Source organism: Plantibacter sp. CFBP 8804 (genome assembly GCF_014841225.1).
Lineage (GTDB): Bacteria > Actinomycetota > Actinomycetes > Actinomycetales > Microbacteriaceae > Plantibacter > Plantibacter auratus.
In genome coordinates this window covers 186,801-199,788 of sequence record NZ_JACYTU010000001.1, presented here as the reverse complement: position 1 = coordinate 199,788, position 12,988 = coordinate 186,801, and the positions used below count along the sequence as shown (strand labels likewise).

The window sequence follows — 12,988 nt, the reverse complement described above, 5'->3', positions numbered from 1 at the left end:
GGACTTCAGACCTTCGAGGAAAGCGTGTCGATGACCCCGGGCCAGCCGCAGCACCAGCAGGAAGTCCTCATCGTCACGGGGATGTCCGGCGCCGGACGCTCCACCGTCGCGAACGCGCTCGAGGATCTCGGCTGGTACGTCGTCGACAACCTGCCCCCGCAGATGCTCCGTCCCCTCGTCGACCTCGCCGAGCGCGCCGGATCACGTCTGCCGCGGATCGCCGCGGTGGTCGATGTCCGGGGCCGCGACTTCTTCAGCGAGCTGCAGGAGATCGTGCCGGCGCTCCGGGGCGGGACGCACCTCCGCATGATCTTCCTGGAGGCGACCGACGCGGCGCTCGTCCGCCGGTTCGAAGCCGTCCGCAGGCCGCACCCGCTGCAGGGCGAGGGAACGATCCTCGACGGCATCGTGGCGGAGCGTCACCGACTGAGCGAGATCCGTGAGTCGAGCGACGTCATCATCGACACGAGCGACCTCAACATCCACCAGCTCGCCACGACCACGCGTGAGCTCTTCGCCGGCGCGGAGACACCGGGTGTCCAGGTCACCGTGCTGAGCTTCGGGTTCAAATACGGCCTGCCGCCTGATGCGGACCTCGTCGCCGACATGCGGTTCCTCCCGAACCCGTTCTGGGTTCCGGAGCTGCGTGCGTTGAGCGGTCAGGACCCCGAGGTCAGTGAGTACGTGCTCTCGCAGACCGGAGCCGCCGAGTTCCTCGAGAGCTACGCCCACGCCCTCGAACCCGTCCTCGCCGGGTACCAGCGTGAGAACAAGCGTCACGTCACCATCGCCGTCGGCTGCACGGGGGGCAAGCACCGCTCGGTCGCGGTCGCCCTCGAACTCGCCGACCGGCTGCGGAACCAGTCCGGCGTCGCCGTACACGTCCGGCACCGAGACCTCGGGCGCGAATGACGCCCACGGGCCCGACGCAGCCGCGGCGGAGCCCGAACGGTCCGAGGCACCACGCCTCCGGATCGCGAACATGCAGGATCGACGCCGCACTCCGACGGCGCGATCACGACAGATAGGAACCACCGTGGCCCTCACCGCCGACGTCAAGAACGAACTGGCGCTCGTCCGCGAGACCCGCAACTCGGTCCGAGCGGCCGAACTCGCGTCCCTGCTCCGCTTCTCCGGCGGACTCCACACGATCTCCGGACGCGTGGCGATCGAAGCCGAACTCGACAGTCCGACCCTCGCGCAGCGGGTGCGGCGCGACATCGGCGAGCTCTACGGGATCCGCAGCGAGATCCTCGTGCAGAACCCCGGCAGCTCGGGCAAGCCGAGCCTGTTCGTGGTGCGCGTCATCGAGGGTGGCGAGACCCTCGCCCGGCAGACCGGACTCCTCGACGCCCGGCGGCGTGCGGTCCGCGGGCTGCCGAACCGGCTGACCACCGGGTCGCGCGACGAACTCGCCGCCGTCTGGCGGGGGGCGTTCCTCGCCACCGGGTCGCTCACCGACCCCGGCCGATCCGCGTCACTGGACGTCGTGTGCCCCGGTAACGAGTCCGCGATGGCGCTCGTGGGTGCCGCCGGCCGCATCGGTGTCTCCGCGAAGGCGCGGGAGGTCCGCGGTATCCATCGTGTCGTCATCCGCGAGGGCGACGCGATCAGCGGCATGCTGTCGCTCATGGGTGCCACCGGCACCGTCACCTCCTGGGAGGAGATGCGGCAGCGCAAGGAGGTCCGGGCGACCGCGAACCGCCTCGTCAACTTCGACGACGCCAACCTGCGCCGCTCCGCCCAGGCGGCCGTGGCGGCCTGCGCGCGCGTCGAGCGCGCCCTCGAGATCCTGGGCGACGAGGTGCCCGACCACCTGCAGTACGCCGGTGCCCTGCGCCTCGACCACCGTGAGGCCAGCCTCGACGAACTGGGCCACTTCGCCGACCCTCCGATGACGAAGGACGCCATCGCCGGCCGCATCCGGCGCCTGCTCGCCATGGCGGACAAGCACGCGAGCGATCTCGGCATCCCGGGCACCGACGCCAACCTCCCGGCGGATTACGAGGACTGAAACAGCTGGTGAATCCTCGCCGACCCGCCATCGTCGCGGTTCGTCATGCTGGGAACAAGCCCCGACTCCCGACGGTTGCCGCTCACTAGACTGGGTGATGACGCTCAGAGCCGTGTGCAGACAGCGCACGGGACAACACGAGGAGATCACGAAGAATGGCTGTTTACTCACTGCCCGAATTGCCGTACGACTACAGTGCGCTCGAGCCGCACATCAGTGCGACCATCACCGAGCTCCACCACGACAAGCACCACGCCACCTACGTGGCCGGCGCGAACACGGCCCTCGAGAAGCTCGCTGAGGCCCGCGACGCCAACGACTTCACGAACGTCAACAAGCTCGAGAAGGACCTCGCGTTCAACCTCGGCGGTCACGTCAACCACACCATCTGGTGGAACAACCTCTCCCCGGACGGCGGCGACAAGCCGACCGGTGAGCTCGAGTCGGCCGTCGACGAGTACTTCGGCAGCTTCGACAAGTTCCAGGCGCACTTCACCGCCGCGGCGCTCGGCGTGCAGGGATCCGGATGGGCCGCGCTCACCTGGGACACCCTCGGTCAGCGCATCAACATCCAGCAGTTCTTCGACCAGCAGGGCAACTTCCCGGCCGGCACCGTCCCGCTGCTGCTGCTCGACGTCTGGGAGCACGCCTACTACCTCGACTACAAGAACGTCCGCGCCGACTACGTCAAGGCGTTCTGGAACATCGTCAACTGGGCCGACGTCCAGGCACGCTTCGAGGTCGCGCGCAAGCAGACCAACGGCCTGCTGGTACTGTCGTAGTTGACCGGTCCGTCCCGGTCCCACGGGCCGGGACGGACCACCTTCCTCCTCACTCGGGGAGGGCGCTCACTCCGAGCAGACCGTACAATCGCGCCGTCTGGCGCCTCAGTATCAGGAGTCATCTGTGTCCGTCAAGATCGGCATCAACGGCTTCGGCCGCATCGGCCGCAACTTCTTCCGCGCCGCCCTCGCCAAGGGCAGCGACCTCGAGATCGTCGCTGTCAACGACCTCACCGACAACAAGGCGCTCGCCCACCTCCTGAAGTACGACTCCATCACGGGTCGTCTGGACGCGACGGTCGAGCTCGACGGCGACAAGATCATCGTCAACGGCAAGCCCATCATCGTGCTCGCGGAGCGCGACCCCGCCGACCTCCCCTGGGGCGAGCTCGGCGTCGACATCGTCATCGAGTCGACCGGTCGCTTCACGAAGTCCGACGACGCCCGCAAGCACATCACCGCCGGCGCCAAGAAGGTCCTCGTGTCCGCTCCCGCCACCGGCAGCGACGTCGCCACGATCGTCCTCGGCGTCAACGAGGGCACCTACGACGCCGCGACGCACGACATCATCTCGAACGCGTCCTGCACGACGAACTGCCTCGCGCCGCTCGCCAAGGTCCTGCTCGACAACTTCGGCATCGAGCGTGGCCTCATGACCACGGTCCACGCCTACACCGCCGACCAGAACCTGCAGGACGGCCCGCACAGCGACCTCCGTCGTGCGCGCGCCGCCGCCGTCAACATCATCCCGACCTCCACCGGTGCAGCCAAGGCACTCGGCCTGGTCATCCCGGAGCTCGTCGGCAAGCTCGACGGCTACGCCCTGCGCGTCCCGGTCCCGACCGGTTCGATCACCGACCTCACGGTCGAGCTGACCAACCCGGCCACGGTCGAGGAGATCAACGCCGCGTACAAGGCTGCCGCCGAGGGCCCCCTCAAGGGCATCCTGAAGTACACCGAGGACCCGATCGTCTCGAGCGACATCGTGACCGACCCGCACTCCTCGATCTTCGACGCCGGCCTCACCAAGGTCATCGGCTCGCAGGTCAAGGTCGCCTCCTGGTACGACAACGAGTGGGGCTACTCGAACCGCCTCGTCGACCTCACCGAGTACGTCGCGGACCGCCTCTAACCAACCGGCTGTCTGCCGCACTCCTCACCCGAGCAGCCAGACACCGCATGGTCCGAACGGGCGTCCTGAATCATCTTCAGGGCGCCCGTTCGGCTTCGTCGGTGGTCATGGCTCAGCGCAGAGAAAGACCCTCCTCATGACCCTCCGCACCCTCGACTCGCTGGGCGACCTCAGCGGTCGCAGAGCCGTCGTCCGCCTCGACCTCAACGTTCCGCTCAAGGACGGCGTCATCACCGACGACGGCCGCATCCGCGCGGCACTCCCCACCCTCAACGCGCTCATCAACCAGGGTGCGCGTGTCGTCATCGTCTCGCACCTCGGCCGCCCCGACGGCACACCCGACGCGAAGTACAGCCTTGCGCCCGTCGCGCAGCGGCTGTCCGAACTCCTCGGCAAGCCCGTGACCTTCGCCGCCGACACCGTCGGCAGTGCCGCGACCGACGCCGTCGCCGCGCAGACCGACGGCGACGTCGTGCTGCTCGAGAACCTGCGCTTCAACTCGGCCGAGACCAGCAAGGACGACGGCGAACGCGAGGCGTTCGCCGCCAAGCTCGCCGCCTTCGGCGACGTCGTCGTCTCCGACGGCTTCGGTGTCGTCCACCGGAAGCAGGCGAGCGTGTACGAGCTCGCGAAGCTGCTCCCGAGCGCTGCCGGGCTGCTCATCGCCGCCGAGCTCGAGGTCCTCGACCGTCTCACCGAGACCCCGGAGCGCCCCTACTCGGTCGTCCTCGGCGGCTCGAAGGTCTCCGACAAGCTGGGCGTCATCGGCCACCTGCTGCCGCGCGTCGACTCGCTGCTCATCGGCGGTGGCATGCTGTTCACCTTCCTCGCCGCCCAGGGGCACGCCGTCGGCTCGAGCCTGCTCGAAGCGGACCAGATCGAGACCGTCCGCGGGTACCTCGCGAAGGCCGACGAGCTCGGCGTGACCATCGTCCTGCCGACCGACGTCGTCGTCGCCTCGGCGTTCGGTGCCGACGCCGAGCACGTCGTGCGCCCGGCCGACGCCATCGAGGACACCCCGTTCGGTGCCTCCGGACTCGGACTCGACATCGGACCGGACACGGCTGCTGCGTTCGCCGAGATCGTCGCCGCGTCCAAGACGGTGTTCTGGAACGGCCCGATGGGCGTGTTCGAACTCGCGCCCTTCGCCGCCGGTACGCGCGCGGTCGCTGAAGCACTCACCCGCACGGACGGCCTGAGCGTCGTCGGTGGCGGTGACTCGGCCGCAGCGGTTCGTGCGCTCGGCTTCGATGATGACCAGTTCGGTCACATCTCAACTGGTGGCGGCGCCAGCCTCGAGTTCCTCGAGGGCAAGCGCCTGCCTGGACTGGAGGTCCTCGGATGGCAGCAGTAACCCCCGGGCGCACGCGTGTGCCCCTGATCGCCGGCAACTGGAAGCTCAACCTGGACCACCTCCAGGCGATCGCCCTCGTCCAGAAGCTCGATTGGACGCTCAAGGACGGCAAGCACGACTACGCCGACGCCGAGGTGGCCATCTTCCCGCCGTTCACCGACCTCCGCTCGGTCCAGACGATCGTCGCCGCAGACAAGCTCAAGCTGGCCTACGGCGCGCAGGACTTGTCGCAGCACGACTCTGGCGCCTACACCGGTGAGATCTCCGGAGCATTCCTCGCGAAGCTCGACTGCCGCTACGTGCTCGTCGGACACTCCGAGCGCCGGACCCTGCACAACGAGACCGACGAGGTCGTCCAGGCGAAGACGGCCGCAGCCGTGCGACACGGCCTCGTCCCCGTCATCTGCATCGGCGAGACCGCCGAAGACCTCGAGGAACACGGCCCGTCGGCCGTGCCCGTGGCACAGCTCAAGGCGGCCATCGACGGACTCGCGCCGGACGCGGACATCGTCGTAGCCTACGAGCCGGTGTGGGCCATCGGTTCCGGTCAGGCGGCGACGCCCGACCAGGCGCAGCAGGTCGCGGCCGCTCTCCGCAGCACGCTCGCCGAGGTCCTCGGCGACGACGCGGCGCAGCGCACGCGGATCCTCTACGGCGGTTCGGTGAAGGCCTCGAACATCGCCGGTTTCATGCGCGAACCCGACGTCGACGGTGCCCTCGTCGGTGGTGCGAGCCTGCTCGCCGAGGAGTTCGCCGGGATCGCCCGCTTCTCGCAGCACGTCGGGCTCTGACCGACCTGCTGCACCAGCAGCACCGACACGGCTCGGCCCGCGGCACCAGCCGCGGGCCGAGCCGTGTCCGCTGAACCGTCGAGGTATACTGGACGGCGGTTCAGCCCCTCTGAACGCGAATGCGAAAGGTCTCACGTGGAGATTCTCCAGGTCATCCTGCAGGTGCTGCTCGGCATCACCAGCCTCCTGCTCACCTTCCTGATCCTGCTGCACAAGGGCCGCGGCGGCGGCCTGTCCGACATGTTCGGTGGCGGCTCCTCCAGCAACCTCGGTTCGTCAGGGGTCGCCGAGCGCAACCTCAACCGCTTCACCGTCATCCTCGGCCTGACCTGGGGTGCCTGCATCGTCGTGATCGGGCTCCTGACGAAGTTCGCCGCCGCCTAGACCGGCCGCGAAGCCCCGATCCCGGGGACGCAACTCGACGCATCACACCCGAACCACTCTCGACAGTACGAGAAAGAGGAAACACCATGGCATCAGGCGGAAGCGCTATCAGGGGATCACGCGTCGGCGCCGGTCCCATGGGCGAGCAGGACCACGGCTACCACGCGGACCGCATCGCCATCTCCTACTGGGACGCCCTCGGCAACGAGACGGTCCGCCACTTCGCGGCGAACGTCCCCGACGAGGAGATCCCGGAGACGATCGACTGCCCGACGTCCGGTCTGCCGGCCGGTCGCGACAAGGCGAACCCGCCGGAGGTCGCGAAGCTCGAGCCGTACAAGACGCACCTCGCCTACGTGAAGGAACGACGCACGGAGGAAGAGGCCGAGCAACTGCTCGAAGAGGCACTCCAGCAGCTCCNTTCCCCTCGGGGAACGGCCTTTCTGCATGCTGGCACCGGCTCGGCGGCCGGCCTCCGCTAGTACTCCGGGAGGATCAACGAATCCGGGACCTCGGCGGCCGCATCCTGGTCGACGAAGAACACCGTCCGTTTGCGTCCCTTGGCACCGGCGGCGGGCACCTCGTTGTAGCTGGCACCCGCGAGGGCGAGGCCGAGTGCCGACGCCTTGTCGGCGCCGGCGAGGACGAGCCAGACCCGCACGGAGGAGTTGATGGCCGGCCTGGTCAGGCTGAGTCGCTCTGACGGCGGCTTGGGGGAGTTCCGCACCGGGACGACCGAGGTGTCGGTGACCGAGACCTCGGCCCGCTCCGGGAAGAGCGACGCGACGTGACCGTCGGGACCGACACCCAGGAACGTGATGTCGAACCGCGGGTGGTCCTCGCCGGGCCGCGCGAACCGACGGAGCTCGTCCGCGTAGCGCACCGCGGCGGCGTCGAGGTCGATGCCGTCCTCCGGCGCCGGGTATCCGTGCACGTGTTCGGCGACGAGGCCACGCTCCGGAAGCGCCAGCAGGGTCTCCAGCAATGCCTCGCGTGCCTGCAACTCGTTCCGATCGGCGTCGTCCCGAGCGACCCAGCGCTCGTCCCCCCACCAGAGGTGCACCCGGGACCAATCCACCCGGTCGCGGTCCTTCGACGCGGCCACGGCGGCGAGCGTCCCCGTGCCGACGGTACCGCCGGTCAGGACGACGTGGACCGTCTCCTGCGACTCGAGCAGTTCGCGGGTTCGGGAGAGGAACCGCTTGGCGACCGAGGTCGTCAGTTGGTCGCGGTCCTGGTAGACGAGGACGCGTCGCTCGGTCGGCATCAGCTCGTCCGAGCGCGGAGCGTGACCGGCTCGCCGAGGCCGGGGAGGCCCACGGTGATGACCTGTCCGTACAGGACGTCCGGGTCGAGCGTGCGCAGCTCCTCGGCGAGGCAGTCGCGCAGACTGCGACGGGGGAGCGAGAGGTCGTGCGTCGGCTGTCCGGGCTGGATCAGCGTCGCGATGTCGGGAACGGGACGCTCGAGGACGACGTTGCCGGACGCCCGCGTGAGGCGGACCCCGTGGATGCCGCTCGACCCGTGCGCCATGCTGAGCTCGTGGGTCACGTCGACCTGCAACTGCAGCTGGAGCCAGGCGGCGAGCAGCTCGGTCGACGGGGAGTCCGATGCTCCGGACACCTCGATCGCCGTGACGGGCTCGTACGGCGGCTGGTCGAGCACCGCCGCGAGCTGTGCACGCCAGAGCGTGAGCCTGGTCCACGCGAAGTCCGTGTCTCCGGGGGCGTAGTTCGCCGCGCGACCGCGGAGGGCGGCGTGGGTGTCCGCCGCCGCGGACGCGTCGGTGATGCGACGCTGGGCGATGCGGCCGATCGGAGACGTCGAGACGCGTTCGGGTGCCTCACCGGGCCACCAGGCGACCACGGGTGCGTCGGGCAGGAGCAGCCCGGTCACGAGGCTCTCCTCGTTCTCGGCGACCGCACCGTAGGCGCGGAGGATGACCACCTCGCTCGCTCCGGCGTCGCCGCCGACGCGGATCTGGGCATCGAGCCGGTCCCCGATGGAGGAGTGCTGGTCGTCGTGCTCCGTGGAGAGGACGATGACCCGCATGGGGTGCTCGCGGGAGGCCTCGTTGGCGGCCTCGATGGCCTCCTCCTCGGCTCCGAGCCGCGTCGAGATCACCAAGGTGAGCACGCGACCCAGGGCGACGGCGCCGCCGTCCTCGCGGATGGTCACGAGCGCCTTCGAGAGCTTGCTCGTGGTCGTGTCTGGCAGGTCTACGATCATGGTCGTCTCCAGGTGCGTCCGTCGCGGTTCATGAGGTCGTCGGCCGAGGACGGGCCCCAGGTGCCGGGAGCGTACTGCTCGAGCGGCGTGTCCTGAGCGGCCCAGTACTCCTCGATCGGGTCGAGGATCTTCCAGGAGAGCTCGACCTCCTCGTGACGGGGGAAGAGGGGCGGGTCGCCCAGCAGGACGTCGAGGATGAGGCGTTCGTACGCCTCGGGGCTCGCCTCGGTGAAGGCGTGGCCGTAGCCGAAGTCCATTGTGACGTCGCGGACCTGGGTGCCGGCACCCGGGACCTTCGAACCGAAGCGGATGGTGACACCCTCGTCGGGCTGGACCCGGATGACCAAGGCGTTCTGGCCGAGCGCCGAGGTCTGGCTCTCCGCGAACAGGTACTGCGGAGCACGCTTGAAGACGACCGCGATCTCGGTGACGCGGCGTCCGAGGCGCTTCCCGGCACGCAGGTAGAACGGCACGCCGGCCCACCGACGCGTGTTGATGTCGAGCCGCATCGCCGCGTAGGTCTCGGTCGTCGACTCCGGGTTCATCCCGTCCTCGTCGAGGAAGCCCAGCACGTGCTCGCCGCCCTGCCAACCACCGGCGTACTGCCCACGGGCCGTCGCGGCCCCGAGGTCGTCGGGGAGGCGGACGGCCGCGAGGACCTTCTCCTTCTCCGCGCGCAGGTCTGCGGCGTTGAAGGAGATCGGCTCCTCCATCGCCGTGAGGGCGAGGAGCTGCAGCAGGTGGTTCTGGATGACGTCGCGCGCCGCTCCGATGCCGTCGTAGTACCCGGCACGACCGCCGACGCCGATGTCCTCGGCCATGGTGATCTGCACGTGGTCGACGTAGTTGGCGTTCCAGATGGGCTCGTACAGCTGGTTCGCGAACCGGAGCGCCAGGATGTTCTGGACGGTCTCCTTGCCGAGGTAGTGGTCGATCCGGAAGATCGAGTCCGACGGGAAGACCGACTGCACGATGTCGTTCAGCTCGCGAGCCGTCTTGAGGTCGCTGCCGAACGGCTTCTCGATGACCACCCGGCGCCACTGACCGTCAGCGGGTTCCGCGAGTCCCGAGCGACGGAGCTGCTCGGTGACCTGCGGGAACGCCTTCGGCGGGATCGAGAGGTAGAACGCGTGGTTGCCCATCGTCCCGCGATCCGCATCGAGCTCCTCGATGGTCTCCTTCAGCTTCTCGAACGCCGCGTCGTCACCGAATTCACCGGGGACGAACCGGATGCCCTGGGCGAGCTGGTTCCAGACGTCCTCGCGGAACTCGGTCCGGGCGTACTGCTTGACGGATTCGTGGACGACCTCCATGAAGTCCTGGTCCTCCCAGTCCCGCCGGGCGAACCCGACGAGTGAGAAGCCGGGGGGCAGGAGGCCCCGGTTCGCCAGGTCGTACACGGCCGGCATCAGCTTCTTGCGGGACAGGTCGCCTGTCACGCCGAAGATGATGAGGCCGCTCGGACCGGCGATCCGATTGAGGCGTCGGTCGGTGTCCACCCGCAGCGGGTTGGACTCCGGGGTGATTTCCACCGGGGACATGAAGCTCCTTGTGCAGTGACGCGCTAGTCGTTGACGGCGTCGAAGAGGGTGACGATGTTCTGGTCCGGCGACGTGAGGGTCAGCGTGAGGACCGGACGACCGTGCTCGGCGAGGACGCGGGCGTCGCCGCCTGCCTGGGCCTCGATGAGCTGGCCGAAGGTGAACGGGCGCTCGGGGATCTCCAGGTCGACGGGGGCCGTCTCGGTGATCTGCAGGAACACGCCGTTCGCGGGGCCGCCCTTGTGGTACTGACCCGTCGAGTGCAGGAAGCGCGGACCCCACCCGAAGGTCGTGGGTCGTGCCGCCTTCGCCGCGACGAGGTCGCGGATGCTCTCGAGCTGCGGGGAGGCGAGACGGTCGACGTAGCCCTGGATCGCGACGTAGCCGTCGGAGGGGAGCTGCGCGAGCAGTGCCTCGACGGCGCCGGACAAGGTGGTCACGCCGTCGAGCAGACCGGCCGAGCCGCGGACCTCGACACCGTCGGCGACGAAGGCGGGTGCCTCAGGCTCCGGACGGTTGTCGAGCAGACCACGGGTGGCGACCTTCGCGGACTCGACGTCCGGCTGGTCGAACGGGTCGATGCCGATGAGGCGCCCGGCGACGACGGTCGCGTACTCCCACACCAGCATCATCGCGCCGAGGCTGCCGCTGACGAGGATCTCGCCCTCGTGGCGGTCGTGGCGCAGCAGGTGGAACTCGTGGGCGTCGTCGACGATGCGGACGATCTGGAGGTCGGCCGGCTTCGACTCGAGCTCGGGAGCGAGCGGGTTGAGCACGACGGGCAGCAGGCCGCGACCGGACTTACCGGTCGATTCGGCGATGAGCTGTTCGGCCCAGTCCGGGAATCCGACGATGTGCGTCCCGTCGGTGATGAGACCGACCTTGTCGCGCAGCGGAACGGTGCCACCGATCGCCGCACCCAGGATGAGTCCCGGGTTCGACGCGTCGTCGATCGCGAGTTCACCGAGCACCGCGTCGGCCTCGTCGAGCAGCGCGCCGATGTCGACACCGGCGAGACCGGACGGCACGAGACCGAAGGCGGTGAGCGCGCTGTAGCGACCGCCGACGTTGGGGTCGGCGTTGAAGACCCGGTAGCCGGCCTCGTTCGCCGCCGCCTCGAGCGGGGAGCCCGGGTCGGTGACGATGACGATGCGGCCGGCGGGGTCGATCCCCGCAGCCGTGAACGCGGCCTCGTAGGCGCGGCGCTGGCTGTCGGTCTCGACCGTGGAGCCGGACTTCGAGGAGACGACGAGCACCGAGGTCTCGAGGCGGTCACCCAGGGCCGCGAGGACCTGACCGGGAGCGGTCGAGTCGAGGACGGTGAGGTTGCCACCCAGCGTGTTCGTGATGACCTCGGGCGCGAGCGAGGAACCGCCCATGCCCGCGAGCACGATGTGGTCGATACCCTCGTCGTTGAACTGCTCGCGGAGCGCGAGGATCGGCTCGACCAGCGGGCGGGAGATGGAGACCGCCTGGACCCAGCCGAGGCGCTTGGACGCCTCGGCCTCGGCCGCAGGACCCCACAGCGTGGGGTCCTGGTCCGTGATGCGCGACGCGACGAGGTCGCTGACGAGCGTGGGGACCACCGATGCGACAGCGGCTTCCGCCGCGCCGCTCACGCGGATCTTGAAGCTCACTTGGAGGCCTCCAGAGCCGTCTTCACGGTCTCGAGCAGCTCGTCCCAGGACACGATGAACTTCTCGACGCCCTCACGCTCGAGCAGCGCCGTCACCTCGTCGTACGACACGCCGAGTGCGGCGATGGCATCGAGGACCTCGTTCGCAGCCGCGTAGGAGCCGGTGACGGTGTCGCCGGTGATGACGCCGTGGTCGAAGGTCGCCTCGAGGGTCTTCTCCGGCATGGTGTTGACCACGCCGTCGGCGACGAGCTCGGTCACGTAGAGCGTGTCGGGGAGGTCGGCGGACTTGACGCCCGTCGAGGCCCAGAGCGGACGCTGCTTGTTGGCGCCGGCCTCGAGGAGCGCGGTGGCACGCTCGCTCGCGAACTCCTGCTCGAAGACCTGGTACGCGAGCTGGGCGTTCGCGACGCCGGCCTTGCTCTTCAGCGCGGTCGCCTCGGGGCTGCCGATCGCGTCGAGACGCTTGTCGATCTCGGTGTCGACCCGCGACACGAAGAACGAGGCGACCGAGTGGATCGTCGAGAGGTCGTGGCCCGCGGCCTTGGCCTGCTCGAGACCGGTGAGGAACGCGTTGATGACCTCGCGGTAGCGGGTGAGGCTGAAGATCAACGTGACGTTGACGCTGATGCCGGCGCCGATGACCGCGGTGATGGCCTCGAGGCCCTCGACCGTCGCGGGGATCTTGATCATCGCGTTGGGCTGGTTGACCTTGGCCCAGAGCTGCTTGGCCTGGTCGATCGTCGAGGATGCGTCGTGCGCGAAGCCCGGTTCGACCTCGATCGACACGCGGCCGTCGTACCCGTTCGAGGAGTCGTAGACCCCACGGAAGATCTTCGATGCCGCGGCCACGTCGTCGGTGGTGATCTCGAAGACCGCCTCGGTGACGTCCTTGCCGTCGGCGGCGAGCTGGGCGACCTGCTCGGCGTAGACGTCGCCGTTGCTGAGCGCGGACGCGAAGATCGTCGGGTTCGTCGTGACACCGACGACGTTGCGGTCGGCGATGAGCTGCTCCAGCCCACCGGACTGGATGCGTCCGCGGGAGAGGTCGTCGAGCCAGATGCTGACGCCGGCGGCGGACAGCTGGGCGGTTGGGGTTTCAGTCATGTTCTTCTGTCTCCTTCG

12 protein-coding genes and 1 pseudogene are annotated in these 12,988 nt (G+C 69.0%); 8 read left to right on the top strand and 5 right to left on the bottom strand.

Annotated features, from left to right (window positions below):
- The first annotated feature begins 30 nt into the window (after positions 1 to 30).
- The 8 genes and pseudogenes from rapZ to IFU11_RS00920 form a co-directional block, all read left to right on the top strand.
- Positions 31 to 912 (top strand): RNase adapter RapZ, encoded by an 882-nt coding sequence (gene rapZ, locus IFU11_RS00955; RefSeq protein WP_064296920.1) that lies wholly within the window; start codon positions 31 to 33, stop codon positions 910 to 912.
- 124 nt (positions 913 to 1,036) lie between these two features.
- Positions 1,037 to 2,014, top strand: coding sequence for a DNA-binding protein WhiA (whiA, locus tag IFU11_RS00950; protein ID WP_064296921.1), 978 nt, complete (start codon positions 1,037 to 1,039; stop codon positions 2,012 to 2,014).
- A gap of 155 nt (positions 2,015 to 2,169) precedes the next feature.
- Entirely contained in the window at positions 2,170 to 2,796 is a 627-nt protein-coding gene (locus tag IFU11_RS00945; protein WP_064296922.1) for a superoxide dismutase, read from the top strand.
- Positions 2,797 to 2,920: 124 nt separating this feature from the next.
- Positions 2,921 to 3,928, top strand: a complete 1,008-nt coding sequence (gap, locus tag IFU11_RS00940) for a type I glyceraldehyde-3-phosphate dehydrogenase (protein ID WP_064296923.1) — start codon at positions 2,921 to 2,923, stop codon at positions 3,926 to 3,928.
- A gap of 136 nt (positions 3,929 to 4,064) precedes the next feature.
- Positions 4,065 to 5,282, top strand: coding sequence for a phosphoglycerate kinase (locus IFU11_RS00935; protein ID WP_192017936.1), 1,218 nt, complete (start codon positions 4,065 to 4,067; stop codon positions 5,280 to 5,282).
- On the top strand, positions 5,270 to 6,073 hold the full coding sequence (tpiA, locus tag IFU11_RS00930; RefSeq protein ID WP_192017935.1) for a triose-phosphate isomerase: 804 nt from the start codon (positions 5,270 to 5,272) through the stop codon (positions 6,071 to 6,073). Before IFU11_RS00935 ends, tpiA begins: the two co-directional genes overlap by 13 nt.
- Positions 6,074 to 6,208: 135 nt before the next feature.
- Positions 6,209 to 6,457, top strand: a complete 249-nt coding sequence (gene secG / locus IFU11_RS00925; protein ID WP_056005661.1) for a preprotein translocase subunit SecG — start codon at positions 6,209 to 6,211, stop codon at positions 6,455 to 6,457.
- An 86-nt stretch (positions 6,458 to 6,543) separates the two neighbouring features.
- Positions 6,544 to 6,877 (top strand): annotated as a pseudogene (locus IFU11_RS00920) (RNA polymerase-binding protein RbpA); the annotation flags it as partial.
- A 58-nt stretch (positions 6,878 to 6,935) separates the two neighbouring features.
- Here IFU11_RS00920 and pgl read toward each other — a convergent pair.
- From pgl to tal, 5 genes are read right to left on the bottom strand one after another with little or no spacing between them, the layout of a single operon-like run.
- Positions 6,936 to 7,724 carry a 6-phosphogluconolactonase gene (gene pgl / locus IFU11_RS00915; RefSeq protein WP_086473265.1) on the bottom strand — a complete coding sequence of 263 codons (789 nt, stop codon included), beginning with the start codon at positions 7,722 to 7,724 and terminating at the stop codon, positions 6,936 to 6,938.
- The gene (locus IFU11_RS00910; protein ID WP_079705959.1) at positions 7,724 to 8,686 is read right to left on the bottom strand and encodes a glucose-6-phosphate dehydrogenase assembly protein OpcA; all 963 of its coding nucleotides are present in this window, start codon (positions 8,684 to 8,686) and stop codon (positions 7,724 to 7,726) included. Before IFU11_RS00910 ends, pgl begins: the two co-directional genes overlap by 1 nt.
- Complete coding sequence (gene zwf, locus IFU11_RS00905; protein WP_064296929.1) at positions 8,683 to 10,227, bottom strand: glucose-6-phosphate dehydrogenase; 1,545 nt, start codon at positions 10,225 to 10,227, stop codon at positions 8,683 to 8,685. Before zwf ends, IFU11_RS00910 begins: the two co-directional genes overlap by 4 nt.
- A 23-nt stretch (positions 10,228 to 10,250) precedes the next feature.
- Positions 10,251 to 11,864 carry a glucose-6-phosphate isomerase gene (locus IFU11_RS00900; RefSeq protein WP_192017933.1) on the bottom strand — a complete coding sequence of 538 codons (1,614 nt, stop codon included), beginning with the start codon at positions 11,862 to 11,864 and terminating at the stop codon, positions 10,251 to 10,253.
- Positions 11,861 to 12,970: a transaldolase gene (gene tal / locus IFU11_RS00895; RefSeq protein ID WP_192017932.1), complete on the bottom strand. Its 1,110-nt coding sequence runs from the start codon at positions 12,968 to 12,970 to the stop codon at positions 11,861 to 11,863. Before tal ends, IFU11_RS00900 begins: the two co-directional genes overlap by 4 nt.
- Positions 12,971 to 12,988: the final 18 nt, after the last annotated feature.